Genomic DNA, 26,719 nt, shown 5'->3' with positions numbered 1-26,719 from the left:
ACAAATCGATTGCGAGCTTCTATGCTTTGCGGGCGCGGGGACGCGAACGATGAGGGCGGCCGGGCGCAGGCGCCGCAGTTTTCGCGCGCGGGCGTTTCTTGGGCGCCGATCGCAACTCCCCGGGGGTCCATTGCTTGGCCGACTTCCAAAGCCGCTCCAGGTTGTAGAAGTGCCGCGCTTTTTGCGAGAACACGTGGACCACGAAATCCACGTAGTCCAGCAGGATCCACTCCGCCTGCTTGTAGCCTTCGACATGCGTGGGACGCAATCCGGCCCGAGAGAGTTTCTGCTCGACCTGGTCGGAGATGGCTTGAACCTGCCTGGGGTTGCCACCGGAGCAGATGACAAAGAAATCGGTGAAGCCGCCGGAGGCCTTGTCGAGCTCCAGCACGGTGACGTCTTCCGCCTTTTTTTCCTCGGCGGCGGCGATGGCGTCCAGGACCTGCCGTTGTAATGCGTTTTTCTTAGGCATGAAACCTCGGCGCATGCGGCGGGGATGTTCTGTAGAGATGCATCTTGGCAATGTAGGCGGCCACGGCGTCGTCGAGGAAACGTGAGACGCCGCGGCCGGTGGCAAGGGAGGTGCGGACCTGGGTGGCGGAGACGTTTTCCTTGACGCCGGCGAGGATGTGGAGGGTGAGGCGGCCGAGGACGAGGTCGCCGGAGGCGGGCCGGCGGCGGAGTGGCGCCGCGTCGTCGTCCCTGGGGCGCATGGACCGGGGCAGGGCGCGGGCCACGTCGGCGAGCGAGAATCCGGGGCGGCTGGCGACGATGAACTCGACCTCGCGCAGCAGGGCCTCAGGCTGGCGCCAGTTGGCGATGGTCAGAAAAGAATCGATGCCGAGGAGGAAGAACAGGCGATCGCTTTTGGGCAGCGAGGCGCGGAAGCGGCGCACGGTTTGAATGGTGAAACTGGGCGTGCGGCGGGCTTTTACGCCGGGCGCTTCCATCAGCGAGGGAAGGAAAGCCTGGTCGTCGCGGGTGGCGAGCGCGAGCATGGCGTAGCGGTGATGATAGGGCGTCACCGGCCGGCGCTGTTTCAAAGGCTGGATATCGGCGGGAACGAAATAGATGCGGCCGAGGTTGTAGGCTTGCTGCGCCGCGCGGGCCACATTGAGGTGGCCGCGATGTACCGGATCGAAGGTCCCGCCGAAGATGGCAACGTTCATGAAAAGCAGTGGCCAGTGGTCAGTGATCAGTGGCCAGTCTCAGTTTCCTGTTTCCCGTTTCCAGTTGCAAGCGGGAATGGATGAAAAGAGGTGTCTGGTGATGTTCCCGTTCCGATGCAAACCGGCTTATCACCACCGAGGTACCGGGTACACAGAGATTCACCGAGATTTTCTGAACAGCTTCTCGCGATAGCTCGGTAGACTCGAGGTCTCGGTGGTCAGAATAAAATTTCCGAACTGGCCACTGGCCACTGATCACTGGCCACTTATCCCGCGATGGGTTCGGCATTGGGCTTAGGCGTGGCTGCGGCGGCGAGTTCGGCGTGGCGCACCTGCATGACCTTCTTGGCGATGGCGTGGGTCAGCTTGGCGATGCCCTCGCCGGTCACGGCGGAGATGGGGTAGAGCGGCAGGGTGTGCTTCTTGCAGTGGCGGCGCAGCTTGGCGAGCTTGTCCTGGTTGGCGACGTCGATCTTGGAGGCCGCCACCAGCACCGGCTTATGCTCCAGCCCGGCGCCGAAGCTGGCCAGTTCGTTGGTGATGACCGCGTAATCCTTCGCCGGGTCGGGACGGCCGCTGGAGTCGGAAATATCCACCAGGTGGACCAGGAGGCGGGTGCGCTCGATGTGGCGCAGAAACTGCGTGCCCAGTCCGGCGCCGGCGTGCGCACCTTCGATGAGCCCGGGAATGTCGGCGACGACGAAGCTAACGTCGTTCGGCTCTTCGCCGACGACCACCACGCCGAGGTTGGGCTGGAGCGTGGTAAAGGGGTAGTCGGCGATTTTCGGGCGGGCGGCGGAGACGCGGGAGATGAGCGTGGACTTGCCGGCGTTGGGATATCCCACCAGCCCGACATCGGCCAGCAGCTTGAGTTCCAGGCGCAGGGTGCGTTCTTCGCCGGGAAATCCGGCCTCGCACTCGCGCGGCGCCTGGTGAGTGGAGGTGGCGAAGCGCGCGTTACCGCGTCCACCGCGCCCGCCGCGCGCGATGACAATGCGGTCGTCGGCGCGGGAAAAATCGTGGACGCGCTCGCCGGTGGCGTCGTCGTAGACCAGGGTCCCGACCGGAACTTTGAGGATGACGTCGACGCCTTCGCGTCCGGTGCAGTTGGAGCCCTCGCCGTGGCGGCCGCGTTCGGCCTTGTATTCGGGATTGAAGCGGAAGTGGACCAGAGTGTTGTGGCGCTCGCTGGATTCCATGATGACGTCGCCACCCTTGCCGCCGTCGCCGCCGGAGGGACCGCCGCGAGGAACGAACTTCTCGCGGCGGAAGGCCATGCAGCCGTTGCCGCCGTTGCCGGCCTTGATCTGAATTTTGGCTTCGTCGATGAACATAGCTCTCAGCTTTCAGCCATCAGCTTTCAGCCGATCAACTCCAGCGCGAAAGGAAAAGGCACGGCAGCGCCGTGCCTATATTACGAGCGATTCAACTGCCGGTGCCTTAGCGGCCAAGCTGATAGCTAATAGCTGACAGCTCGATTACGCTTCCGCGGGCTCGACGAGCACGAACTTGCCCGAGCGTCCCTTGTCCACGAATTTCACCTTGCCGGTGATTTTGGCGAACAGGGTGTCGTCCTTGCCGCGGCCGACGTTGAGGCCGGGCTTGATGGGCGTGCCGCGCTGGCGGACGATGATGGAGCCGCCGGGCACGGTCTGCCCGCCGAACACTTTGACACCAAGCCGCTGCGAATTGGAGTCGCGGCCGTTGCGTGAACTACCTAAACCTTTTTTGTGAGCCATAACAAAATCCTGTTTCGAGTTTCAGTTTCAGTTTCAGTTTCAGTTAGTTCCAACTCCAGCTTCGGTTGCAGTCCTTGGCGGCACACCGCCTCCAACTGAAACCGAAACTGAAACTGAAACTATTTCTTTTTAGCGCCGCCCTTGGACTTCGTTCCCGCCTTGGCGTGATGAGCGGCCTTGCCGGCTGCGCCGCCCGCTTCACCGGCTTTCCTGCCCGACGCCTTCTTTTTCGGGGCGACGGCTTCGTCCGGCGCCGCTCCGTCCGCGGACGGCTCGGGAGGCTTGGCCTTCACTGCCGGCTGTTCCGGGGCCTTGAAACTCTGGCCGTCAAAAGCGATCTCGGTGATGCGGACCGCGGTGTACTGCTGCCGGTGTCCATTGAGCTTTTTGTATTGCTTTTTGCGCTTGTAGTGGAAGACCAGGACTTTGTCGCCGAGGATCTGGTTCACGACCTGGCCGACGACGCGGGCTGCGCCCTGCGGCTTGCCCAGTTCGCCCTGGTTGGCGGAGACGGCGAGCACGTCGCCGAATTCCACCTGCTGCTGATCGCCGCCGAGTTTCTCCACCCGGATAACGTCTCCAGGCGCGACGCGATACTGCTTCCCCCCGGCGCGGATGACCGCGTACATAAAGCCTCCATCATGACAGCCCGGCGCCTCAGCGCCCGCGGCCCATAAACATTGCGTGCTCTGCTCCCGCGCACCAGGACGGCGGCGGCAACCCCTGACGGGGCCCGGCAGTACAGGCAAACCAATAGATTTTAGCGGTTACGGCGGGGAAGCGTCAATCGGGTCAGCGGATTTGCCCACTGTGCGAGGACGCCTGCCTCAACCTTTCCGCGCCAACACGTGCCGTCCCTGCGGAGTTTGTGTCGTAGGTGTGTCGCGCCGCTGGCGCTCCGCGATATTGACCCACTTTCCCCACCGCTGCCGCGGTGGGCTAACGAATTCCGCCCGCTTCGCGGGCTGGTTTCGCGTGCTTCGGAGCACTTTTTTCGCCACCTTGAGGTTACGACACAGACTCCTGCGGGACTCGGCACTACAAGGGAAGCGTCTACCCAGGGCCCGCGCCTGCGGCGCTGCGATCGCGACCCCCGCGGAAGAAACGACGCTGGGCCGACAGCACTGATGGGTTCCGCTAAGGTGAAGTGATTTCCTCCACCCACTCTTGCACCAGGCCCGCGTGCCATTCGCGGGAGAGCTGCGGGATCACCGCCGTGCCGGAGAACCAGAGCGATTTCGCCAGCAGTTCGGCGAGGGCGACGATGGCGAGCGCTTTGCGGGGGCCTGACAAGGGGATGAATGCAGTCGCGGCAAAAGCGCAAGCATACAACAAGACGGCTGCGGGAACCGCGCCGGGCACTAACTAAATCGCTTGCTACGACGGCGGATTTGAGCGAAGAATCGCGGCAGCGGGCACGCGACCCCGCTTGGATTTTCATGACCAGGAACATCTGCGTATTCAGTTCGTCGAGCGACGCGGTGGATGCGGCCTTCTTCGCGCTGGCGGAGGAACTGGGCGCGGAGATGGCGCGGCGCGGACACGCCCTGGTGTATGGCGGGACGAACACGGGGCTGATGGGCGCGGTGGCGCGCGCGGTGCGGCAGGGCGGAGGCAAAGTGGTAGGCGTGATTCCCAAGTTCATCGCCGACCGGGGCCTGGCCTACGACGCCGCCACCGAGCTGATCATCACCAACGACATGCGCCAGCGCAAAGCCACGATGGAAGCGCGGGCGGACGCGTTCGTCGCCATGCCGGGCGGCTTCGGCACGCTGGAAGAGGTGCTGGAAATCATCACGCTGAAGCAGTTGCGGCAGCACAGCAAAGCCGTGGTGTTCCTGAATCCCGGCGGCTATTACGATCCGTTGAGCGTGCTGTTCGAGCACATGTACGAGCAGCGCTTCGCCAAGGCCGCCTACCGAGGCATGTACCAGTTCGCCGCCGACGTGCGTAGCGCGCTCGATTACATGGAGCAATACCAGCCGCCGGTACTGCCCGCGAAATGGACGGGCGCGGGGCATTGAAGAATTGACGAATTGACCGACGTTGTCGGCGACGATTGCCAATTCTCAAGTCCGACAATCCACCAAATATCCGGCTGGAAGTACTATTGCGTGTACTCGCGGTGGTTTGAATTTGCTGGTAAGTTGCTGTAGGCAGCGGGCAACCGCCGCCGGTCCGCTTCTACCCCAACCACGCGCCCTCGTGGCCTGAGGTGCGCGCGCGGTCCACGGAACGAGTCGCGTTATGGAAAAGATCGGCCGCTACGAGATCATCGGTGAAGTGGGCAAAGGCGCCATGGGAGTGGTGTACAGGGCCACCGATCCCAACATCGGCCGCACCGTAGCCATCAAGACCCTGCGCATCGACATTCACGGCACGGAAAACGAGGAGATTCTGGGCCGCTTCAAGAACGAGGCCCGGGCCGCCGGGATGATGAACCACGCCAACATCATCACCATTTACGACGCCGGCGAGCAGGAGGGGTTGTTTTATATCGCGATGGAGTTTATCGAGGGGCAGACGCTGCAGGGCCTGCTGAAGCAGGAGCAGACGCTGCCGGTGGAAAGGGCCACCAACATCGTGCGCCAAGTCTGCGCCGGCCTGGATTACGCCCACGCGCGCGGCATCATTCACCGCGACATCAAGCCGGCCAACATCATGATCACCGGCGACGGCACGGTGAAGATCATGGATTTCGGGATCGCCAAGAGCGGGGGCACGGGGATGACCTCGACCGGGCAAGTGGTGGGGACGCCCAACTACATGTCGCCGGAACAGGTGAAGGGCAAGCCGCTGGACGGGCGCACCGATCTGTTCAGCGTTGGCGTGATGCTTTACGAGATGCTGACCGGGGCCCGGCCGTTCGACGGCGAGAACGTCACCTCCATCATTTACAAGATCGTGCACGAGAACCCGCCTACGCCGCGCGAGGTGGTGGGTTTGCATCCCGGCCTGAGCGCGGTGGTGATGAAGGCGCTGGCGAAAGAGCCGGACCAGCGATTTGCCACCGGCGCCGAATTTGGGCGCGCCGTGCAGGAGTACGGTTGGTTCAAAACCGAGGTGGCGCCGCCGGCGGAAGTAATTCGATTTGACTCGAATCGCGACGCGATAGCTTCGCCAGTTCCATCGGCAACGGGCAGCGCTGCGGCCGCGGAGCCGCCGATCAAGTCAACCCCAGTGCTGGACAGCACGGTCGAGGCGCCGCGGCTGCCGGACGGCCCGCCGGCGCCAGCCAAGACCGGGCGGCTGTCTACCATCGTTGCCGCCGTGCTCCTGGTCGCGCTGGCTGTGGGCGCGTACGTTGGACTGCATCGAACCGCGCCGCCTGCCAATCCGCCTGCCGCGGACGTGAATGCAGGCAAAGAGTCGCCTCCAGCCGCCACCGGGACCGCGGACGGAAGCACGGCAAAACCCGGCAAGCACCGGGCCGGGGGCAAGGAAGTGGCGAGGGGAGCGGCGGAGGGTGCGAAGCCAACACCCGCCGGTTTGGGCGATCTGCAAATTTCCTCGACGCCGTTCGGAGCCAGTGTCACGATTGACGGCAGGACCGATCCTGACTGGGTGACGCCATTCGCGGCGAAACGACTGATGCCCGGGCGGCACAAAGTGGTCTTCACCTTCAAGGGTTACCAGCCGGAAACGCGGCAGGCAGACGTGGTGGCGGGAACGAAGTTGCCGCTGTACGTGAAACTGCAGGTGGCACAAGGATTCCTGGTGCTGAACAGCGATCCGGCGGGAGCGGAAATCTACATTGACGGCAGCGACAGCGGCCAGGTGACGCCGGCGCGCATCACGGTGAATGCGGGCCAGCACCGTGTCGCGCTGCGCAAGGAAGGGTTCAAACCGAAGGTCACTTACGCCGACGTTGCCCTCGGCGAATCCTTCAACTTCGCGCCCGCGCTGGGTCCCGGCAGCGGCCAACCAGCCATGAGCAGCGCGCCCGCGGGCCAGGGTCCCAGCCCATTCCGCAGGCGTCGATTGTTCGGGAAGAATGCATCCGACAGCGGCGTGCTGGACGTGCGCACGCGTCCGCGGGGGGCGGAAATCCGGCTGGGCAATACGCCGGCGCCGTCGAAGAGTCCGGCAAAATTTGCGGTGGCGCCCGGCAATTACACGCTGACCCTGAGCCTGCCCGGGTTCAAGCCGATCACACGCGCGGTGCAGATCGAAAAAGGAAAAATGATGGGCGTGGACGAGGTGTTCGAGCCGCAATAGCTTTTGTGCCCGTTATAAAACGTTTGTGCAGGCGGCTCGGCCGGCGGACAGTTTTCCGCCGGCCTTCTTCTTGGCGAAGATTGCTTCGAGGGATGCTTCAGGCGTGGCGCTTGCTTTTTGCTTTTTCCCACGGCTTTTTCGGGCGCGCGGCGGCCGGCTCATCGCGGTGCTGCACGCGGTCGTAGACGTAGTTCTCGCTGACCGTCCCCAGCGACTCGTTGTACAGGCTGGGGGCGCCGATGGACTCTTTCAGTTCTTCGGAGAACTGGTGCAGGGCCGTGAGCTGGTCGGCGGTGGCGGGCACTTCGGTTTTGGTGGTCTTGAAAAACTGCTGGTAACCGCGGTTGATCAGCTTGGCGATTTCGCCGCCGATGAGGTAGCCGGGATAGGCGAAGATTTTCACGCCGCTGTCGCCGGACTTTTCAATGGCGGCCGAGCAGTTGTACTTCTTGACGAAGACGCGGTTCTGCACGCCGGGGGCTTCCAGCAGATCGAAACCGTGATCGCGCAGCCAGGCGATCGCTTCGTCGTACGTCTTGGCAACCGGGGTCTTTGCCATGTTCGGAGCCTGCCGCGGCGGGCGGACACGCAAGCAAAATGTAACGCCGGACCACCCTACCACATCCAAGAGGGTAACGGTTAGAGACGGCGCTCGCTGCTGCAAATCGGCCGCTGGGGACGAATTCGATACCTCCCGCCTCGCGATGGTTGCCCGCTGTCCCATGAATCCGTTACTTTTGAAGCCGTGGGGACCCAGCCTAAATTCGTGCCTATGACGCAGCCTTTCTCGAGTACGCACAGGAAGCCGGTGACGCCTGTCCGCGAAGGCACCCCGAACAGGCTGGGCCGCAGTGTGCTGGAGCGCATCGGCAACACGCCGCTGATCCGGATGGTTCGCATCACCAGAGATCTGCGCGGCGTGGATGTGCTGGCGAAGGCGGAGTGGTTCAATCCCGGCGGGTCGGTGAAGGACCGCGCCGCGGCCAACATCGTGCTGGAAGCGATTGATGCCGGAGAGCTGCCGCGCGGCCGCGAGCTGCTCGATTCCACGAGCGGCAATACCGGTATCGCTTACACCATGATCGGGGCCGCCGTTGGATTCGGCGTCACGCTGTGCATGCCGTCCAACGTTTCGGTGGAGCGCAAGCGCATCCTGAACGCCTACGGGGCGAAGATCGTGTACACGGATCCCGGCGACGGAAGCGACGGCGCCATCCGCAAGGCGCGCCAGATGTACGCCGCGGATCCCGCCCGCTACTTTTACGCCGACCAGTATTCCAACGATGCGAACTGGCGCGCGCACTACGAAACCACGGCGAACGAAATCTGGCGGCAGACCGAGGGGCGCGTCACCCACTTCGTGGCCATGCTGGGCACGAGCGGAACGTTTGTCGGCACGGCGCGCCGGCTCAAGGAACTGAACCCCCATATCCGGCGCGTGTCGCTGCAACCGGATTCGTCGTTCCACGGCATTGAAGGCACCAAGCACATGGCCACCGCCATCGTGCCCAGGATCTATGATCCGGAGTTGGCCGACGCCGATCTCGGCGTCTCCACCGAGCGCGCGTACGAAATGGTGAAGCGGTTAGCGCGCGAAGAAGGAGTGCTGGCGGGGATTTCCTCGGGCGGCGCGCTGGCGGGCTGCCTGGAAGTGGCGAAGACGGCGCCGCGCGGGTCGGTGATTGTCACCGTGTTCCCCGACAGCGGCGACAAATACCTGAGCGAGAAATTCTGGGACGAAGACTGATCTCACCACCGAGACACCGAGGACACCGAGATACACCGAGATTACGGAGCTTCTTTGTTTCAGTTTCCTCGGTGCGACTCGGTGTACTCGGCGCCTCGGTGGTGAATTGAATCTATGTTGAGAATCGCCCAACCCGAGTTCAATGCCCTCCGCGCGCACGGCGAGCAGACCTATCCGCAGGAGTGCTGCGGCGTGCTGCTGGGGCGGATGGAAGAGGAGGAGCGGCAGGTGGTGGAGACGGTGCGCTGCGGCAACACGCGCGCCGACCGGCCGCAGGACCGCTATCACATCGATCCGCGCGACCTGGTGCGCATCCAGCGCCAGGGACGCGAGCGCGGGCTGGACATTGTCGGCTTCTATCACTCGCATCCCGACCATCCCGCGCGCTGGTCGCAGACCGACCTGGCCGAAGCGCACTGGATGGGATGCTCCTACGTCATCACCAGCGTGGAGCAGGGCCGCGCGGTGACGACCAACTCCTTCGCACTGCTCGGGTCGGGTGAAGAGGACAAGCGTTTCGAAGACGAGCAGGTTGAGGTGGCGAGCGAAAAGGTGCTGGTGAGGGAGTTTGAGGAAGAGTGAAGCCTGTGTGGCGCGGGTCTTCGACCCGGGCCACACGATGGACCTGCCTGAATCCGGCCGCGGTTGGCGGGCATCAAAAACAATCTGAGAAGCCTATGAAAATCATAATTCCGACGCCGTTGCGCCAGTATGCCGACAAGAGGGACGCCGTTGAGGTGAAAGCCGGGACGGTGGCGGAGGCCCTGAGCGGCCTGACTTCACGCCACCCGGAGCTGCGCCAGCACCTGTACACCGATGACGGGCACCTGCGCGCCTTCGTCAACGTCTACCTGAACGACGAAGACATTCGCTACCTCAGCAAAGAGCAGACTCCGGTCAATGAGGGAGACACGCTGTCGATCGTGCCGTCGATCGCCGGAGGAAATTTGTAATTGGTAATTTGCAATTTGTAATTTCACGGAAGCGGCGCACGGGGCCGCCCAATTACAAATTGCAAATCACAAATCGAGTACAGACCATGGCCACGATCACCCAACTCGAACCGGTTACGCTCTCCAAAGAGGAAATCCTGCGCTACTCGCGCCACCTGATCATGCCCGAGGTGGGCATGGACGGGCAGACCAAGCTCAAGGCCGCAAAAGTGCTGTGCATCGGCGCGGGCGGGCTGGGGTCGCCGCTGGCGCTCTACCTGGCGGCGGCGGGCGTGGGCACCCTCGGCGTGGTGGATTTCGACGTGGTGGATTTCACCAACCTGCAGCGCCAGATCATTCACAGCACCGCCGACGTAGGCCGGCCGAAGCTGGATTCGGCCGCGGAGAAGATCAAGGCAATCAATCCGTACGTGGAAGTGCGGCCGTTCGAAACGCGGCTGACCAGCGCCAACGCGCTCGATCTGTTCCGCCAGTTCGACATCGTGGTGGATGGCACCGACAATTTTCCCACCCGTTACCTGGTGAATGACGCTTGCGTGCTCAGCGGCAAACCGAACGTGTACGGTTCCATCTTCCGCTTCGAAGGCCAGGTGAGCGTGTTCGCCACCGCAGCAGGCCCGTGCTATCGCTGCCTGTATCCGGAGCCGCCTCCGCCGGGACTGGTGCCTTCGTGCGCCGAAGGCGGGGTGCTGGGAATCCTGCCCGGACTGGTGGGGGTGATGCAGGCGACGGAAGCGATCAAGCTGATCCTGGGCGCGGGCGAGCCGCTGATCGGACGCCTGTTGCTGGTGGATGCGCTGAGCATGAAGTTCCGCGAGCTCAAGCTGCGCAAGAACCCCGATTGCCCGGTCTGTGGAAAGAACCGCACCATCACCGAGTTGATCGATTACAACCAATTCTGCGGAATCCGAGGCGAGGAGAAGCCGGTGGGCGAAGCGAAGATGCCGGAAATCAGCGTGGAAGAACTGAAGCGCCGCCAGGATGCCGGCGAGGACCTCTTTGTTCTTGATGTGCGCGAGCCGCACGAGTACCAGATCTGCAATCTTGGCGGACACCTGATTCCGCTGAACGATCTGCCCAAGCGGGTCCACGAGCTGGATTCCAGCCGCGAGATCGTCGCCCACTGCAAGATGGGAGGGCGCAGCGCCAAGGCGGTGGACTTCCTCCGCCAGGCCGGCTTTACCAAGGTGAAGAACCTCGCCGGTGGGATCAACGCGTGGGCGGACAAGGTGGACCCGAGGATGCCGAAGTACTGAAGACAGGAGTTAGAGGAGTTGGTAGTTGGTCCGGCCGGTGGCGGCCGGGCTTTTGTTTCTGCACCCCCTCCGTCACTTTGAATCTCGATTCAGAGATTGGATAATTGCGCGTTGCCGACGGGGGGTTCAATGCGACTCAGCGCAATTATTATTGCTGGTGCTGTTCTTGTGACGAGTGCAGCAGCACAAGATAAGCCTCGGGTTTTCGTCACTGATTCTCAATCATGGGAAATCCAAGGCAGTAGCGGAGGGTCAGGCGGTACATTTGGCGGACAGGTAAAAGGCGGCGCGCGGCCCCAAACCGCCGAAATCGTGAAAACCTTCGGCGAACGTTGTCCTGACGTAATAATCAACAACAAGAAAGAGAAAGCAGACTACGTCGTTGTGCTGGATCACGAAGGTGGCAAGGGATGGGTCCGAAGGGACAACAAAGTAGCCGTGTTCAATGGCGACGGCGATTCCATTGTCAGCCGATCTACCCGTTCTCTCGGCAGTTCTGTCCAGGATGCCTGCAACGCGATCAAGGCTGACTGGCCCAAGAGAGCTGCCATGCAGCACCAGGAACCTACGGGAAGCGCAAAGGATGCCGCAGCGGCCAAACCGCCCGAATTTGCCGGCGCAAAACTTCAGATCAGCTCCGATCCCGTCGGCGCAGACATTGAAGTGGATGGAAGTTTTGTCGGTAGTACGCCTTCAGCAGTGGATCTTCCGGCGGGCGAGCACTCAATCGTCGTCAAGAAGTCGGGGTACAAAGACTGGGCACGCAAAATTAAAACGACGGCAGGCGCAATCAACGTCTCCGCATCCTTGGAAAAACAGCAGTAGTCCCGTAGCCCGGCTGCCTTCGGCCTGGCTTTTCTATTCATCGCGCCACGATCTTCGTCCTGCCAATTCGCCGACCGATCGTTTCTACCGCTTGCAAAAATCCTCAGTTCGTGGAGAATTGCGTGCAGTGATTTCGGGGTTCTCTCTGTGGCGCGGACGAAGTTCCCCCCGTCCCCGCCGCCCACTCGCTTTGAGGCGATCCGAAGATTTGGCTGTGGAGGCTACGTCATGAAGTCCAAGGTTCTCTCACTCTGCGCGCTGCTGGTTGTCCTCTCCGTTTCCGGATTCGCGGCGGAACGCAAGAAACGTGTCGCGGTATTCGACTTCGACTATTCCACCGTCCGCACCGCCGTCAGCGCCGCGTTTGGTGGCACCGAAGTTGACGCGGGCGCGGGCATCACCGCTTTGCTAGTCAAGCGCCTGGTACAAGACGGCACCTACAGCGTGATTGAGCGCGCGAAGATGGACATGATTCTGAAAGAACAGAATTTTTCCAACAGCGACCGCTTCAATCCCAACAGCGCCGCCAAGATCGGCAAGTTGCTGGGCGTGGACGCCATCATCGTCGGCAACATCACCCAGTTCGGCAACGAGACGAAGAACCAGGGAGTGGGCGGCGGTGGCGGCGGGTTTGGCGGCTTCGGCCTGGGCGGCTTCAAGCACAAGGAGTCGAAGGCCATCGTGACGCTGGATGCCCGCATCGTGGACATCGATACCGCGGAAATCCTGGCGGTGGCCGACGGCAAGGGCGAGTCGTCGCGCAGCAGCACCTCGCTGACGGGCGGCGGCGGGAACTGGCACGGCTTCGGCGCTGGGGGCGTGGATTTCGGCAGCAGCGACTTCGAGAACACGATCATCGGCGAGGCGATCAAGAAGGCCGTGGACCAGATGAGCACGGGAATCATTGCCGGCGCGTCCAAGCTGGAAGCGCGCGTCATCAAGGTCGAAGGCGTAGTGGCATTCGTCGATGTTGGCAAGCTAGTGCTGAACGTCGGCGCCAAGGCCGGGATCAAGGTCGGCGATCAGATGAGCGTCGAGCGCGTCTCCAGAGAGATCAAGGACCCGACCACGGGGAAGGTGCTGCGCCGCATGAGCAGCGAAGTCGGCAAGATCCAGATCAGCGATGTGGACGACGTTTCCGCGGTGGGGAAGGTGGTCTCGGGACAGGGATTCAAAGTGGGCGACGTGGTGAAGACCGTGACGCAGTAAGATTTGCCGATTTGCTGATTGGGTGATCTGGTGATTGCCGGCCGAGGTTTGGCCGGCATTCTTATTTTCGGGTGAGAGGGGCGTTGCGCCCGCTTAGGGTTTATTTCTTGCCGCAAAAAGCGGGGAGCGCCGTGCCCCTGTTGCACGACGCTCCCGTTTCCAACCGTAAACAGCGTACCCCGATTGCGGTTCAGGGCTGCCTGCCACCTCAGTTGGGCTGCTTGGCTTCCGCCTCCGCCTGGTCAGCTTCCTTCTGTTGCTGTTCCAGATCGCTGGCCACGTTCTTGTCCGGCGTGGGTTCCGGGACTTCTCCAGGCTGAGTGTGGGTATCGGGCGCGGCCGGCAGTCCGTTCTTGCCCTGCTTTGCGGCCAACTCCTTAAGCCCATCATCCATCTGAATCCGCAGTTGATTGTGCATCTCCTGCAGCTCGTCGACGGATATGCCCACGATAGCGTCAAGCGGGCACTCACCTTTCTTACTGGCCTTGACGAGCGCGTCCACCATGTTGTCGCCGTCCGGCTGGTCACTGGCCCGGGAAACCACGTCGCCAGGAGTCAGCGTGCACTCGTCACCATCCGAGGTGGTTAGATTCTCGTCGCTGGATACCACGAAGACGAGTACGTTGGGATCGAGCGCCGCCGGCACCTGGTCTCCGCCCGGAGCGGCATCCTGCTGGCCGTTAGCCGCCGCTTCTTTTTCCGCCGCGATCTCGTTCTTGATCTGGTTGGCGATCGCCTGCTTCAGGTCGTTAGTCAGGGTTACGTTCTTACCGCCTTGCGGAGCTCCGCCACCCAACATGTAAACCCCGTAGGTAGCCCGGAGCTGGGCAGCAACCAGCGGATCGGTGGACCACAAGGCAGCGATTTCGTCGGCTGACGCATTCGCAATTGCCGGGGGAACGAGAGCACCGTTCTCCTGCTGGGCCTCATAAGCAGCGCGAAGATTCGCGGCAATCACGTAGTCGGTGAGCCAAAGTGAGGCATACGGATATGACGGATACGGCTGATAGTAGTAGGCGCCGTAAGCGCCGTACCACGGCTGCCCGGCCCAACCCCAGTTGTAATAAACCGGCGACGGCCAGGGATTGTAGGCCCATCCATAGTAGGCGGGACGATAGTAATAGGCGGGAGCGTAACCGTAGTATGGATGGCCTCCATAGTAGTAGTTACGATACCCATAGGCGTAGTAGTGTCCGCCTCGATAGTAGGTGCGCTGGGAATAGGCCCGGCCGCCATGGCTATAGTAGGCACGCTGGCTGTATCCGCCGTGCCGTCCGTAGCTCACCACCCGGCGCCCGTTGTGCATACTCTCAACGCGCCGCCCGCCGCGCACTCCGTGCTCGATCCTCATTCCGTGAGCTGTCTGGATGGAACGGACATGGCCGTCCTTACGGAAAGTCGCGTGCCCGCCATTCCTCAGGGCCACTTGCCTGCTTCCTGCCGGCTGATGCCGGTTGACTCCGCCAACTGCGCGGTTGTTCATGCCACCCGCGCGGTTGTTGGCGCCACCCGCGCGATTCGCGTTCGCACCGCCCGCGCGATTGTTCATGCCACCCGCGCGATTGTTCGCGCCCACCGTCCCACGATTTGCGTTGGCGCCACCCGCGCGGTTGTTCGCGCCTGCCGCCCCACCCGCGCGATTATTGGCGCCTGCCGTCCCGCGATTCGCGTTGGCGCCCGCTCCGCGATTGGCGCCCGCCTGTCCGGGATTGGAGTAACTGCCTGCCCCACGATTGGCGTTGGCGCCCGCTCCCATGCCGCGATTCGTGTTGGCGCCCGTTCCGCCCATTCCGCGATTGGCGCCCGCCTGTCCGGGATTGGAGTACGTGCCTGCCCCACGATTGGCGTTGGCGCCCGCTCCCATGCCGCGATTCGTGTTGGCGCCCGGGCCACCCATTCCACGATTGGCGTTGGCGCCCCCACCGCCCATACCGCGATTCGCGTTGGCGCCCGGGTTCTGCGCGGGGGCCGAGCGCGGCGCGCTCGGAGCTGGCCTGCTCGGAGCGGCTGCGTGGGGTGCAGCAGCCGGTGGTGCCGCCGGCTTTTTCTGTTGGGCCGAAGCAACTGCCGCTGCAGTTAGGGTGAAAAGAACCAGCCATACGGACCACCTCGGCTGGGCATTCTTTCCTGGGATGCTGGAATTCATAGCCACTCCTGTGAGATGCAAAACTGTTTCCTGATAACCCGCCCACCAGCGAAACGTGCACCGCCAGACAAATTTTGTCCGGCCTGCAATCCGCTCATAAGTTTTCCCGAGAGCTTCTGGGTCCGAATGCCTGGGGGGCAGAATCTGGCGGCACCGACCTTCAAAGTGCCGCTCATTTCACACCCGTTTCACTACCGTGTCAAGCGCGCCCTTCGGCCCAAGTTCACCGGAATTCATACAGGCGGCCGGCGCTTCTTGGCGTATCTAGCGACGCGGATCACTTGGCAGCTGTTCCGTCCAACGCGACATCGAAGGCGGCGTGACAGTTGGTGGCCGGATCGTGGGTCACGGTTTTCGATTGGTCCTGGTAGGTGATGGTGAATGCGAGCGGCTTTTTGACGTCGTGCGGCAGGCCGGTGAACTTGCCTCTGCCGTTGGAATCGGTGGAGAGTTCCAGCTCGGTCTTGCGCTTGCTCATGAATCCGTAGCGCACGATGGTGTTGATCTTGGCGAGATAAACCGGCTTGTGGGCGGCGTCGGTGACGGTGAACTCTGCCCAGCAGGGGCCGGCGTCGGCGCTGAGTTGCGGTATGTCGGCGGCGGTAGCGGTGCTGGCGATCAGCAGCAAAATGGCTGCGCAGAAGATCAATTTTCGGAATGGCACTGCGACCCCCAAGTTCATTAGCCACCTATCAGCAGCTTCTAGCCACCGATCACCAAGACCACTTTCCCGTAATTCTTTCTCTCCAGCAACAGGCGGTAGGCGTCGGCGATTTTCTCCAGCGGCAGCACGTGGCCGACGACGGGATGCAGGCGCCCGGCGTCAATCCACTGTTGCAATAGTGCCCAGGCCGGGCGCATGAGTTCCGGGCGCTGCGACATTTTCGCCAGCCACAAGCCGTGCACGCTGGTTTGCTTGTCGTACAGGATTCGCGGATCGAGCGAGGCGCGCTCGCCGGTGGCGGCGCCGTAGGTGATGACGCGGCCGCGAAACGCAAGGCAGCGGACGCTCCTGGCGACATGCTCGCCGCCCAGCATCTCAAAGACGGCGTCCACACCCTCGCCGCCGGTCAGCTGGCGAATTTTTTCTTCGTAATCGTCACGCTGGTAATTGATCGGGTGCTGAAGACCGAGCTTTTGCACCGCGGCCAGCTTTTCATCCGAGGACGAGGTGCCGTACATCTCCACCTGAAGCACGCCGCCGATCTGGACTGCCGCCGTGCCCACGCCGCCGGCGACGGCATGGATCAGCACGCGCTTGCGGCGAGCGGTTTCGCCCAGCAATCCGGCTTTCCAGTAAGCGAAATAAGCGGTGAAGTAATTGACCGGGAAGGCCGCCGCCTCGGTCGCAGACCATTGCTCCGGCACCGGCCACATCAGGTCCGGGGAGGTTGCGATCGTTTCCGTGAAGGCCTTGCTCTGGGTGTATCCCATGACGCGCTCGCCAGTATCCTGGCGACGTCCGGCGAACTCGCGCCCGGCAACCAGGGGCGGCTCCGGGGTTCCGGGATAGCCGCCGCGCGCCGCCATGATGTCGGCAAAATTCACGCCCGCGGCCTCCACGCGCACCAGCACCTGGCCAGGGTTGGGCTGCGGGTCCGGAACGTCGCGGATCTGGAGCACCTCGGGCCCGCCATAACGCGTAATGACAGCGGCTTTCATAGGAAATGATCAGGAATTACTGGGGATTTTATCGCAGAAGAAAGTCGACGGTCGACGGTCGACGGCGAATGTAACTTGGCCGTCGACTGTCGACCGTCAGCCGTCGACCGAAAAAATAAAAACCGGCGCGGTTCTCCCCCGAGACATGCGCCGGTTCCTTAAGGCTCCAGAGAACAGCACCGAGGTAATTTTACGGCTGGTCCCGTCGGACTCGGCGCACTGGGGCCCTAAATGTTGCCGCCGCCTCCGACATGGTTGTGTACGGCCCAATGGCGGCGGACTTGGGTATTGCCCGGTTCCCAAGTTGCGCTACCGCGGTTGATGGGTCAACCGGAAAGCGCCAGTGTGATGTTGTCAAAGTGGATAACCGTGGGAAGGAATTGCGGAATTGAGTAACTGCGGAACTGCGGAATTGAAAAAGCGGAACCGGTCTCAATTACCCGATTCCGCAATTCTCCAATTCCGCAATCAAGCTTACATGCCTTCCTTGCCCCGCTTCATCACGTAGACCAACGCGAACTCGCTGCCGGAATCGATGGGCTTGACGGCCACGATGTGCTGCCGGTCGGGCGTGCCCGCCTTCAATTCGATGTTCGTGCCGTTGTGCGAGCCTTTGTCGCAGGTAATCTCTTTGCTGTCGTCAACGTGGTTGTAAGTGACGAAGCCCTGCTGCTGGCATTCCAGGAACTTACCGCCGAAATCCTTCATCTTGGGACGATAAAACGCCAGCACCTTGTCAGGCGGATCGTCACTGCGGTACTTGATGGCCACCACCTTCAGCCCGATGCCGCCGACCGAAAGGTTGACATTGGCGGCGTGCTTGTCTCTTTCCCCGTCGGTAACACGTTGAGCCCCGGGATAGACCGGCAGCCCGGTGTCCTTCACGTCGACGTCGGTGTTCACGTTCAGGTTGCCGAAGGGGGTGCTGATGTCCACCTTCTTTTCGCCGCTGGCGGTGCGGTCCTCGTGGACGGTGCAACTGGCGAGAAAGGCCAGCGCGGCGAAGGCGAGAAGGGTATGCGCAACAACCCACCCTGTCCCGCGAAAAGCGCGCGGGACAAGGGTGGGCCAACCGGCTGGTTTACGGGGCGGAAACAGTTTTTGTCCTGACATTGAATTTAGTCCCTCCTCGGCCAACCTGCTGCGGCCGGTCAATACCCTCGCCGCGTTGTGCGATGCCGGGAATGGTGACCGGCAGGCGGCCGCGAATCGCGATCTCGCCGAACAGCGCGCGGATGGCGCTGAGTTCCGACACGGTAGTGAACGAAAACGTGCACAGATAATTCTGCACCGTGGGGAACTCGGCGGCGAGGTACGGGTTTCCCAAGGCAATCATCGCGGTGCGCTCCGGGACGCGCTGCAGGATGGCCTCGATGAGCGCATTCATATCGCGCGGCAAACCGAGCGAATTCTTCATCTCGTTGCTGGCCATCGGGCCCAGGAACACCGGCGCCAGCACTACCTGCGCCTCTTCGACGGCAGCGACAATCGGCGGCGTCAAGGCGGCTGCGATGCGCCGATCCACGTAAAAGACCCGCGCATCGGGCACGCGCGCGCGTAACTCGCGCTCGAAGACGCGGCCGTACTCGAAGCGGAGGTCGTCGGTAAAAATGACGGCCATCACCCGGTTGCGGGTTTCCTCCACCTTAAGATACGGATTGACGATGGCCGCGGTTCCCGCGATTTGGCGCTTGAGCGGAAGCAGTTTGCGGTTGTCACGGACCAGGGTGACGGCCGCGTCGGCCACGTGCTGCCCGAAAGCGAGGTTGCCGGGCAGCGCCACCAGCTCCGGCACCTTGTCGAGGTCCACCAGGCGGGCCTTGTGCAGGCCCAGCGAGGCCTTGGCGCGCAGCACCTTCAGGGCCGATTGGTTGATCTGCGCCTCCGGGATTTCGCCGCTGCGCGCCGCCTGCAACAAACCGTTGTAGGCGCCGTCAATGTCCAGCGGGATCAGAACCATGTCGTTGCCGGCCTTCACCGCCGCCACCGCCGCGGCGCCCGAGGGATTCGGCGAGCGGGCGTAAATCCGCATCAGGGCGTTCATGTCGAGGGCATCGGTGACCACCAGCCCCTGGAATCCCATTTTGTTTTTCAGCAGGCCGGTAACGACCGCATGCGAGGTGGTCGCCACCGTGTTGGGGTCGGGCTCCAAGGCCGGCACGGTAACGTGCGCGATCATCACCGCGTCCACGCCGGCGTTGATGGCGGCCTGGAAGGGCGGGAGCTCAACCGATTGCAGCCGCTGCAGGTCGCCATTGACCTCCGCCAGGCTCAGGTGCGAGTTGGTGGCGGTATCGCCGTGTCCGGGGAAATGCTTGGCCGTGACCAGCATTCCCGCTTCATGCGCTCCCTTGATGTAGGCCGCCGCCAGTGCGCTCACCTGCTGCGGGTCTTCGCCGTAGGAGCGGGTATTGATCACCGGATTCGCCGGGTTGGAATTGACGTCGGCATCGGGGAAGAAGTTCCAGTGCACGCCGATGGCGCGGGCTTCCACGCCGGTGATCCGGCCTGAGGTCTCGACGTCGGCGGGGTTGCCGTCGGCGCCGAAGGCCATGGAATGGGGAAACACGGTAGCGCCGTAGAGGCGCATGGAGAGGCCGCGCTCGAAGTCCGCTCCGATCAGCAGCGGCAGCGCGGAGTCGAGCTGCAACTGGTTGGTGAGCATGGCCGCTTCGTAGGGCTGGTTGCGCAGCACGAACGGGCCATCCACCGGCACGGTGAGCCCAAAGCAGCCGAGGTGATACTTGCGGATCATGTCGCGCAGCCGGGTGAATTCCGGACTGTCGAGGTTGAGAAACTCGGCCCGCGCCCAGACCAGCAACATCTGCCCGATCTTTTCTTCCAGGGTCAGCTTCTTCAGCGTCCTCTGCGCCCACTTGTCGCCATCGCGGTCCAGTTGCACCGGGCCGAAGGCGGAGAAGCGCGCCTTGCGGCCCCTGGCCATCGCGCCGCTAGCGAAGAAGACGAGCAGCGCAGTCACCAGGGCCAATCTTTTGAGCATGAGCGAAGCGTAACACAAGGCTCCAGGCTTCAGGCTTTAGGCTTCAGGCGCAAGGCCTTTTGCGGCCCAGGTCCCCAGCACGCCGCGAAACTCGCACCCCCGCACCGGGTTAAGTAATTGACTGCGCGTGCGTTCCGGCGCATCAGGTGAGAGAATAGAGAGTACCGTTATCCTCTGACCTGTGGCTGAAAAGGTCCGCAGCAGTTTGCGGCGGCTGAGCGTCTAATCTCTAATGCGGGCGCGCGGCTCGCAGGGAAACTTTTGTCTTCATGGCGCTGACCTTAATTCCGTTCAATACGCCTCCGGTGAATACGCCTCCGGTGAATACGGCTCCGGTGAATACACCTCCGGCGCCGCCGCGCAATGGGCATCCGGAGACGGTCCAGGCCAGGCTTCCTTTCGATTTCGAAGACCTGCCGACGGACCATCCGGTAGCAGTGCCGGTTCTCCTGATCCAGCTCCAGGATGACCTGTCGCGTTCGCGGCTGCGGGAAGCCTTCTGGATTTCGGTGGTGGCTCACCTGCTGGTGCTGATCGTCATCGTCGCCGGACCCAAGTATTTTCCGATGCACCGCCTGATCGCGGTGCGGTCCGCGGAAGATCTATTGCGCGAGCGCCAGGCCACCTTCCTCGAGATGCCTCCGGACGAGCAGAAGGTCACCACGCGGCCGAAGTCCAACATCATTTCCGATAAGGACCGCATCGCCACTTCGCGCGCGCCGCAGATTGACCGCAAGACGCTGGACGAACTGCGCGACGCGCGCCGTCCCGGACCGCCGCAGCCTCCCGGAAATCCGGAGCAGCCGGCGGTGCCCGCGATGGCGCAAGCCGCGCCGCAGCAGGCGCCCAATGCGGGGCGCGGCGCGCAACCTCCGCCCAGCCAGAATGAAACGGCGCAACTACGCGCGCCGGCGTTGACGGCGAAGCAGGCGTTTGGCGGCGCCATGTCGGCGGGATCGGCGATTGAGCAGGCAGCACGCGCGGCGGCTGGTTCGCGCGGGTACGGCGGCGCCGGCGGCGACTACGGCACCGCCTTTCCCACCGGCGGCGGCATCAAGAGCAACATGGACATCCTCAGCGACACCATGGGCGTGGATTTCGGTCCCTACCTGGCGCGCGTGCTGCACGACGTCCGCCAGAACTGGTACCAACTGATTCCGGAAGTCGCCCGCGCCCCGCTGATGAAAAAAGGAAGAGTGGCGATCGAGTTCGCCATCATGAAGGACGGCTCGGTGGCGGGCATGCGGCTGACAGGTCCCTCGGGCGATGTTTCGCTGGACCGCGCCGCCTGGGGCGGCATCACCGGCTCGAATCCGTTTCCGCCGCTGCCCAACGAATACCGCGGCCCGTACCTGGCGCTGCGCTTCCGCTTTTTCTACAACCCGGACAAGCACGACCTGGAATAAGGCAGCTTACGGGGTCCGTCGGTGCGGGGAAATTTATTCATTAACAAACCTAAGACCAATACGGCACAAACATACTTGACACACCTGACGATCACCGGGTTGCTGGTGGTGTTTGCGCAGGCCGTACCGGCCACTGCGCAGACCCGGGGCAGCATTGTGCAAAGCCAGCAAGCCGCCACGGTTGCCAGCACGGTGCACATCGGGGCGGGGTGCGCTTGGATTTCATCCAACCACCCGGAACTGGCGCCGTTGGCACAGGTGTGCGAGTCTGCGATGTCGATGCGGCAGACCCTGCCCAACTTCATTTGCGAGCAGGAGACGAGGCGCAGCCAGCCGGTGGCGGTGATGAACGTCGGACGTCCGAGCTACCGCGAGGCGGTGGACGTGGTGACCGCGGAGGTGACTTATGCCGACGGTGAGGAGCGTTTCGGCAACATTGCCGTCAACGGCCATCCGGCAGCCAGCATCCCCGCCAATTTCGGCATGTGGTCGGAGGGCGAGTTCTCGCCCGTGGTGACAAGCATCCTGCACCCGATGAGCAGTCCAGAGTTGCGCTATCGTGGCGAGCAGCAGATGGGATCCACGCCGGTGCTGGTCTATGACTACCGCATTGCGAGCGGGCACAACGTGTCCTGGGCGTGGCGGATCAATGGAAGGGAATCGCTGCCCGGGTATCACGGCACTCTGTGGGTGGACAAAACCACCGGCCAACTGCGCCGCCTGACGCGCGAGTCGAGCAAGGACGAGGTCGAATCTTGGACGCACTACGTGCTGGTGGCGAACGACATAAGGTATGACGCAGTCGACATCGCCGAGCTGGGCAAGTTTTTCCTGCCGGTTCGCTCCGAATTGATGAGTTGCGAACGTGGCATGACGTTTTGCAACCGGAACGTGCTCACGTTTAAGAACTGCCGCAAGTTCTCCGCCAAGGCGCGCATTATCACGGACGCGCCGGAGCCGAGATAGTTTGCAGAAACAGGACTCCTGATCCTCGGGTCCGTCTTCTTACGAACCGAAACAGAGCTCATCGTTGGTGTGGCCGATAGGGAAACCGAGATCCCTCGACTCGGGTTTCCCGCGCGGGAGACAGCGCGCGGGGCCCTCCCTCGCTCGGGATGACACCCGGATACGGCAATTGAGAATCCGGTTCGTGGTAACAAGCATGGCGAGCGGTGGATGCAATGCGCGCGCGAGGCGCAAAACACGAGGTCCTCGACTCGCGCGGACCAAAACGGCGCACTCGCTCGCGATGACGGAAAGGCAGATTACGGCTGCTGCTTCTCCACCACGACGGCGGTGCCGTAGGCCAGGACTTCGGTGACGCCCTGCATGATCTCGGTGGCGTCGTAGCGCGCGCCGATGATGGCGTTGGCCCCCAGGTCGGCGGCGTGCTGCAACATGACCCCGAAGGATTCGCCGCGCGTCTTTTCGCAGAGATTGGTCAGCAGGGTGATGTTGCCCCCGACCAGCGTCTGCAGGCCGGCGCCGATGGTGCCGAAAAGCGAACGCGAGCGCACGATGATGCCGCGCACCACGCCCAGGTTGCGCACGATGCGGTAGCCGTCCAGTTCGAATGCCGTGGTCACCATGTTGTGTAAGACGCGGCCGGTGGAACGAGCGGTAGTTGCCATGGAACCTCCAAAAATCGCGCAGTCAACGACTGTTTCCCTCAGCCGGGAACGCGTAGTTTATCGCACGTGCGATTGTGGATTGGGTGATTGGCTTGAGTAAACGCAGCAAGTGGAAAATCGGTAAGCCGGTGAATCGGCAGATCAGCGAATCAGTAAATGGCTACAATATCGGCGTGGCTGACGAGCCGAAATCCCGGGTGGTGAGCGCCGAGACCATCGGGCTGATTGTGATCGCGGTGATGCTGGCGATCATGATCCTGGCGCGCTGGGCCGGCATCATCGCGTGGAGCGCGCGCTGAATGGCGCCGCTGCTGGTCGCCGTCGTCGGCCCGACGGGCAGCGGCAAAACCGCGCTGTCGCTGGCGCTGGCCGAGCGCTTCAGCGGCGAGATCGTCAACTGCGATTCGGTCGCCATCTATCGCGAGTTCAACATCGGAACCGCCAAACCGCCGGCGGAAGAACGCGCCCGCGCGCCGCATCACCTGTTCGACGCCATTGATCCGAAGCACTACATGACCGCCGGCGAGTACGCCCGCCGCGCGCGCCAGGTGCTGGACGACATCAAGCGGCGCGGGCGCACCCCGATCGTGGTGGGCGGAACCGGTCTGTACCTGCGCGCGCTGTTGGAAGGCCTGTTCCCCGGTCCGGAGCGTTCGGAGGAATTGCGTGAGCGCCTGCGGGCGCGGCAACAACAGCGCGGCGCGGAGTGGCTGCACCGCATTCTCCAGCGCCTCGATCCCCAAGCCGCCGCCAACATTCACCCCAACGACACGCCCAAGGTGGTGCGGGCCATCGAAGTCTGCCTGGCGTCGCGCGAGCCGATGAGCGAGCTATGGAAGAAGGGCCGCGACCCGCTTACGGGATTTCGTATTCTCCGCCTCGGATTGAACCCGGAGCGTAACGCGCTCTATAGCCGCATCAACGAGCGCGCGCGCCGCATGTTCGACAACGGCCTAGTGGAGGAAACCAGGCGCCTGCTGGAAAAATATCCCGGCGCGTGGGCGCTATCATCCCTCGGCTACAAGCAGGCGGCGCAGCATCTGCGCGGAGAAATTGACCTGAAGCTGGCGATCTGGGCGGCGCAGCAGGCGCACCGCAACTACGCCAAGCGGCAGATGACATGGTTCCGGCGGGAGCCGGAGGTGGAGTGGCTCGCCGGATTCGGAGATGAAGCGCGAGTTCAGCAAGAAGCGGCCAGCCATTTAGTGATTTAGTGATTTGTGATTTAGTGATTTGAACTGGCTGCGAGCATGCGACCGTGGACCGCTATCCTGACGCGTGACATCCCAGGGCTGGCGAGTGTGTGTGTGAGAACTGTGCCGCGCCGCTGGCGCTCGATAATTCTGTTCCACTTTCCCCAGCGCTGCCGCGCTGGGCTAACGAATGCCACCGCTCCGCGGCTGGAACGGAGTGCGAGCGGAACCAAATCGCTAAAATCACAAATCACTAAATCACAAATCGCCAAATCACAAATCGCCAAATCACAAATGGCTCAGCTTGGCGCGCTCGGAGTGCGAGCGGAACCAAATCGCTAAAATCACAAATCGCCAAATCACAAATCGCCAAATCACAAATGGCTCAGCTTGGCGCGCTCGGAGTGCGAGCGGATGGCTTCCAGAATTTGCAGCGCGGCGGCCAGCGCCCGGCGTCCGTCCTCCAGCGAGACCACGGGAGGGGTGCGCCGCCGGACCGCGTCGAGGAAGGAATACAGCTCCGCCTTGAGCGGCTCCTGCTGCACGACCTTGGGTTTGTCAATTTTGAACTGCGGCGGAATCCCCACCGCCTTTTTCGCCCGCGCGGCGATGGCTCGCTGGATCGCTTCCATATTGAAGATGCCGGTGCTGATTTCCTTGCCTTCGGCGCGCGCCGCCGTGGCTTCAGGCGACTGCGGGTCCACGCTGATCACCAGCACATCCTGGCGCGAATAATCCACCGACACGTATTGCCGCGGCTGGAAGAAGCGCAGCTTGCGCACGCGCTCGGTGGAGACGCGGCTGGCGGTGAAGTTGGCGACGCAGCCGCTCTCGAACTCGATGCGCACGTTGGCGATGTCCACCTTGTCGGAGAGGATGGGCAGCCCGACCGCGCGCACTTCCTTGACCGGCGAATGGACGAACGAAAGCACGATGTCGAGATCGTGGATCATCAGATCGAGCACCACGTCCACGTCGAGGGCGCGCGGCCCGAACGGGCTCAGGCGATGGACCTCGAAAAACATGGGCTGGGTGACGATGGGCACGGTGGCGGCGACCGCGGGATTGAAGCGCTCCAAATGGCCGACCTGGGCGATGCGATTGGCCTGGCGCGCGGCGTGGATCAGTGCATCCGCCTCTTCCAGGGTTGAAGCAAGCGGTTTCTCGATGAGCACGTCAACGCCGCCCCGCAGCAGCGCCTGCGCAACCTCGGCATGGTGCAGGGTGGGCACCGCCACCGACGCGGCGTCCACGTGCGCGCTATCCAGCAACTCGGCGACGGAGCGGCAGGCGCGCGCGCCGAATTGTGCGGCGAGGGCCTGGGCGCGGGTAAGGTCGGTGTCCACGACCGCCGCCAGTTCGACCGCGTCGCCGCGTTTTTGCAGCTCGTGGTAGACGCGCGCATGGTTGCGCCCGAATGCCCCGGCGCCGATGACGGCAACTTTCGTGTTTTGTAATGCAACGCTCACAATAAGTCTTCAGTCGTCAGTCTTCGGTCGTCAGCAAGAATATCCTCGAAGGTCAGTCGTCAGTCTTCAGTCGTCAGTCTTCAGTCTTCAGTCGTCAGTCTTCGGTCGTCAGCAAGAATATCCTCGAAGGTCAGAGTTCAGCCTTCGGTCTTCAGTCGTCAGTCTTCGGTCGTCAGCAAGAATATCCTCGGAGGTCAGAGTTCAGCCTTCGGTCTTCAGTCGTCAGCACAAATCGTTCGTGGCGGTCTTCAACTCAAAGCTACGTTCCTGAAGACTAACGACCGACGACTGAAGACTTCTTGAGCAACGCCATTTGCCCCGCGTGGTAGAGATGGTGCTGCACCAGGCCGTGCAACATGAATGAGTAGCTGTACTTTTGACCCGGCGCGAACATGCCCAGCTCGTCGTTGCTCATGGACTTCAGCTTGGCGAGCAAATCCTGCTGGGCGGCGCGGAACGAGGCCACCGCCGCCTGCCATGAGGCATCGCTGGTGTCGCTGACCGGCGGCCAGTCGTCGGCGCCGGTGAGCTCCACCGCTTCCCCGTTGAGACGGCGCTGGACCGCGCGCGTCCAGGCAGTGACGTGGTTGAGAATTTCCCAGAGGCTGTGCCCTTCCGCGAGGGGATGGGCAGCGGCGGTGCGCGCGTCCACGCCGGCCAGGATCTGCATCACGGCGGGCCCGTGCCAGGCTTCGCCGTCTACAGCGCGGCGCAGTTGTTCGGCGATACGTTGAATTTCGGCTGCCATAATGAAATTTAATCTCCGTATACACGGTATCCGTGTATACTCAAGTTGCTGTGATCATCTCGTTCGCAGATCAAGCTACCCATGATGTTTATCACGGCGTGAACTCGAAAGCCGCGAGGAAGATTGCGAGCCAGCTTTGGGACCGAATTCGGGACAAACTCGACATGCTGAACGCCAGTCACACGCTGGATGACCTGCGAGTTCCGCCCGCCAATCGCCTGGAGAAGTTGCGCGGCAAATGGGATGGGTTCTACAGCATTCGCATCAACGATCAGTACCGAATTGTGTTTCGTTTCCATGCGGGCCATTGCAGCGATGTCCAGTGCACCGATTACCATTGAGCGAGG

At 62.6% G+C, this 26,719-nt stretch carries 28 protein-coding genes; 13 read left to right on the top strand and 15 right to left on the bottom strand.

Features of this window, described 5'->3' with window-relative positions; all coding sequences use genetic code 11:
- Positions 1–19 precede the first annotated feature (19 nt).
- The 6 genes from rsfS to LAN70_12090 form a co-directional block, all read right to left on the bottom strand.
- Entirely contained in the window at positions 20–472 is a 453-nt protein-coding gene (gene rsfS / locus LAN70_12115) for a ribosome silencing factor (GenBank protein MBZ5511899.1), read from the bottom strand.
- Complete coding sequence (nadD, locus tag LAN70_12110; protein ID MBZ5511898.1) at positions 465–1,169, bottom strand: nicotinate (nicotinamide) nucleotide adenylyltransferase; 705 nt, start codon at positions 1,167–1,169, stop codon at positions 465–467. The genes rsfS and nadD overlap by 8 nt, the downstream gene beginning before the upstream one ends.
- Positions 1,170–1,435: 266 nt before the next feature.
- Positions 1,436–2,503: a GTPase ObgE gene (gene obgE, locus LAN70_12105; GenBank protein MBZ5511897.1), complete on the bottom strand. Its 1,068-nt coding sequence runs from the start codon at positions 2,501–2,503 to the stop codon at positions 1,436–1,438.
- Positions 2,504–2,647: 144 nt separating this feature from the next.
- Positions 2,648–2,908, bottom strand: a complete 261-nt coding sequence (rpmA, locus tag LAN70_12100; GenBank protein ID MBZ5511896.1) for a 50S ribosomal protein L27 — start codon at positions 2,906–2,908, stop codon at positions 2,648–2,650.
- 119 nt (positions 2,909–3,027) lie between these two features.
- Positions 3,028–3,537 carry a 50S ribosomal protein L21 gene (gene rplU, locus LAN70_12095; GenBank protein ID MBZ5511895.1) on the bottom strand — a complete coding sequence of 170 codons (510 nt, stop codon included), beginning with the start codon at positions 3,535–3,537 and terminating at the stop codon, positions 3,028–3,030.
- 508 nt (positions 3,538–4,045) lie between these two features.
- The gene (locus LAN70_12090) at positions 4,046–4,201 is read right to left on the bottom strand and encodes a hypothetical protein (protein ID MBZ5511894.1); all 156 of its coding nucleotides are present in this window, start codon (positions 4,199–4,201) and stop codon (positions 4,046–4,048) included.
- Positions 4,202–4,347: 146 nt separating this feature from the next.
- Between LAN70_12090 and LAN70_12085 the strand changes: the two genes are divergently transcribed.
- Positions 4,348–4,932: a TIGR00730 family Rossman fold protein gene (locus LAN70_12085; GenBank protein MBZ5511893.1), complete on the top strand. Its 585-nt coding sequence runs from the start codon at positions 4,348–4,350 to the stop codon at positions 4,930–4,932.
- Positions 4,933–5,155: 223 nt separating this feature from the next.
- Positions 5,156–7,126 carry a protein kinase gene (locus tag LAN70_12080; protein MBZ5511892.1) on the top strand — a complete coding sequence of 657 codons (1,971 nt, stop codon included), beginning with the start codon at positions 5,156–5,158 and terminating at the stop codon, positions 7,124–7,126.
- 97 nt (positions 7,127–7,223) lie between these two features.
- On the opposite strand, the gene LAN70_12075 is transcribed toward LAN70_12080, so the two are convergent.
- Entirely contained in the window at positions 7,224–7,685 is a 462-nt protein-coding gene (locus tag LAN70_12075; protein ID MBZ5511891.1) for a hypothetical protein, read from the bottom strand.
- Between the two features lie 213 nt (positions 7,686–7,898).
- Between LAN70_12075 and LAN70_12070 the strand changes: the two genes are divergently transcribed.
- The 6 genes from LAN70_12070 to LAN70_12045 all read left to right on the top strand — a co-directional run bounded on the left by LAN70_12070 (position 7,899) and on the right by LAN70_12045 (position 13,116).
- Positions 7,899–8,873 (top strand): cysteine synthase family protein, encoded by a 975-nt coding sequence (locus tag LAN70_12070; protein MBZ5511890.1) that lies wholly within the window; start codon positions 7,899–7,901, stop codon positions 8,871–8,873.
- Between the two features lie 114 nt (positions 8,874–8,987).
- On the top strand, positions 8,988–9,455 hold the full coding sequence (locus LAN70_12065; protein MBZ5511889.1) for a M67 family metallopeptidase: 468 nt from the start codon (positions 8,988–8,990) through the stop codon (positions 9,453–9,455).
- A gap of 95 nt (positions 9,456–9,550) precedes the next feature.
- Positions 9,551–9,826 carry a MoaD/ThiS family protein gene (locus LAN70_12060; GenBank protein ID MBZ5511888.1) on the top strand — a complete coding sequence of 92 codons (276 nt, stop codon included), beginning with the start codon at positions 9,551–9,553 and terminating at the stop codon, positions 9,824–9,826.
- A gap of 86 nt (positions 9,827–9,912) precedes the next feature.
- Positions 9,913–11,082: a molybdopterin-synthase adenylyltransferase MoeB gene (gene moeB, locus LAN70_12055; protein ID MBZ5511887.1), complete on the top strand. Its 1,170-nt coding sequence runs from the start codon at positions 9,913–9,915 to the stop codon at positions 11,080–11,082.
- A 129-nt stretch (positions 11,083–11,211) separates the two neighbouring features.
- Positions 11,212–11,907, top strand: a complete 696-nt coding sequence (locus LAN70_12050; GenBank protein ID MBZ5511886.1) for a PEGA domain-containing protein — start codon at positions 11,212–11,214, stop codon at positions 11,905–11,907.
- Between the two features lie 228 nt (positions 11,908–12,135).
- Positions 12,136–13,116, top strand: coding sequence for a curli production assembly protein CsgG (locus LAN70_12045; GenBank protein ID MBZ5511885.1), 981 nt, complete (start codon positions 12,136–12,138; stop codon positions 13,114–13,116).
- A gap of 208 nt (positions 13,117–13,324) precedes the next feature.
- On the opposite strand, the gene LAN70_12040 is transcribed toward LAN70_12045, so the two are convergent.
- From LAN70_12040 to LAN70_12020, 5 genes are all read right to left on the bottom strand, one after another.
- On the bottom strand, positions 13,325–15,046 hold the full coding sequence (locus LAN70_12040; protein ID MBZ5511884.1) for a hypothetical protein: 1,722 nt from the start codon (positions 15,044–15,046) through the stop codon (positions 13,325–13,327).
- 493 nt (positions 15,047–15,539) lie between these two features.
- Positions 15,540–15,926, bottom strand: coding sequence for a hypothetical protein (locus LAN70_12035; protein ID MBZ5511883.1), 387 nt, complete (start codon positions 15,924–15,926; stop codon positions 15,540–15,542).
- Positions 15,927–15,964: 38 nt separating this feature from the next.
- Positions 15,965–16,924: an NADPH:quinone oxidoreductase family protein gene (locus tag LAN70_12030; protein ID MBZ5511882.1), complete on the bottom strand. Its 960-nt coding sequence runs from the start codon at positions 16,922–16,924 to the stop codon at positions 15,965–15,967.
- 474 nt (positions 16,925–17,398) lie between these two features.
- On the bottom strand, positions 17,399–18,037 hold the full coding sequence (locus LAN70_12025) for a hypothetical protein (protein ID MBZ5511881.1): 639 nt from the start codon (positions 18,035–18,037) through the stop codon (positions 17,399–17,401).
- On the bottom strand, positions 18,006–19,925 hold the full coding sequence (locus tag LAN70_12020; GenBank protein ID MBZ5511880.1) for a glycoside hydrolase family 3 C-terminal domain-containing protein: 1,920 nt from the start codon (positions 19,923–19,925) through the stop codon (positions 18,006–18,008). The genes LAN70_12025 and LAN70_12020 overlap by 32 nt, the downstream gene beginning before the upstream one ends.
- A gap of 269 nt (positions 19,926–20,194) precedes the next feature.
- Here LAN70_12020 and LAN70_12015 point away from each other — a divergent pair, with 269 nt between their 5' ends.
- Together LAN70_12015 and LAN70_12010 are read left to right on the top strand one after the other, a co-directional pair.
- Positions 20,195–21,331 (top strand): TonB C-terminal domain-containing protein, encoded by a 1,137-nt coding sequence (locus LAN70_12015; protein ID MBZ5511879.1) that lies wholly within the window; start codon positions 20,195–20,197, stop codon positions 21,329–21,331.
- A 75-nt stretch (positions 21,332–21,406) separates the two neighbouring features.
- Positions 21,407–22,297: a hypothetical protein gene (locus LAN70_12010; protein MBZ5511878.1), complete on the top strand. Its 891-nt coding sequence runs from the start codon at positions 21,407–21,409 to the stop codon at positions 22,295–22,297.
- A gap of 299 nt (positions 22,298–22,596) precedes the next feature.
- Here the strand turns inward: LAN70_12010 and LAN70_12005 are convergent, their stop codons facing one another.
- Positions 22,597–22,962, bottom strand: a complete 366-nt coding sequence (locus tag LAN70_12005) for a YbjQ family protein (GenBank protein MBZ5511877.1) — start codon at positions 22,960–22,962, stop codon at positions 22,597–22,599.
- A gap of 92 nt (positions 22,963–23,054) precedes the next feature.
- Between LAN70_12005 and LAN70_12000 the strand changes: the two genes are divergently transcribed.
- Together LAN70_12000 and miaA are read left to right on the top strand one after the other, a co-directional pair.
- Positions 23,055–23,261 carry a hypothetical protein gene (locus tag LAN70_12000; GenBank protein ID MBZ5511876.1) on the top strand — a complete coding sequence of 69 codons (207 nt, stop codon included), beginning with the start codon at positions 23,055–23,057 and terminating at the stop codon, positions 23,259–23,261.
- Positions 23,262–24,176 carry a tRNA (adenosine(37)-N6)-dimethylallyltransferase MiaA gene (gene miaA, locus LAN70_11995; GenBank protein ID MBZ5511875.1) on the top strand — a complete coding sequence of 305 codons (915 nt, stop codon included), beginning with the start codon at positions 23,262–23,264 and terminating at the stop codon, positions 24,174–24,176. It abuts the gene before it with no gap.
- A gap of 353 nt (positions 24,177–24,529) precedes the next feature.
- On the opposite strand, the gene LAN70_11990 is transcribed toward miaA, so the two are convergent.
- Together LAN70_11990 and LAN70_11985 are read right to left on the bottom strand one after the other, a co-directional pair.
- On the bottom strand, positions 24,530–25,624 hold the full coding sequence (locus LAN70_11990; protein MBZ5511874.1) for a Gfo/Idh/MocA family oxidoreductase: 1,095 nt from the start codon (positions 25,622–25,624) through the stop codon (positions 24,530–24,532).
- A 274-nt stretch (positions 25,625–25,898) separates the two neighbouring features.
- The gene (locus LAN70_11985; protein ID MBZ5511873.1) at positions 25,899–26,372 is read right to left on the bottom strand and encodes a DinB family protein; all 474 of its coding nucleotides are present in this window, start codon (positions 26,370–26,372) and stop codon (positions 25,899–25,901) included.
- 50 nt (positions 26,373–26,422) lie between these two features.
- Here LAN70_11985 and LAN70_11980 point away from each other — a divergent pair, with 50 nt between their 5' ends.
- Complete coding sequence (locus LAN70_11980) at positions 26,423–26,713, top strand: type II toxin-antitoxin system RelE/ParE family toxin (GenBank protein MBZ5511872.1); 291 nt, start codon at positions 26,423–26,425, stop codon at positions 26,711–26,713.
- Positions 26,714–26,719 lie beyond the last annotated feature (6 nt).

This window comes from Terriglobia bacterium (genome assembly GCA_020072845.1).
GTDB lineage: Bacteria > Acidobacteriota > Terriglobia > Terriglobales > Acidobacteriaceae > JAIQGF01.
Note: the sequence above shows the minus strand (reverse complement) of the source record. Positions and strands in the feature narration are given on the sequence as shown.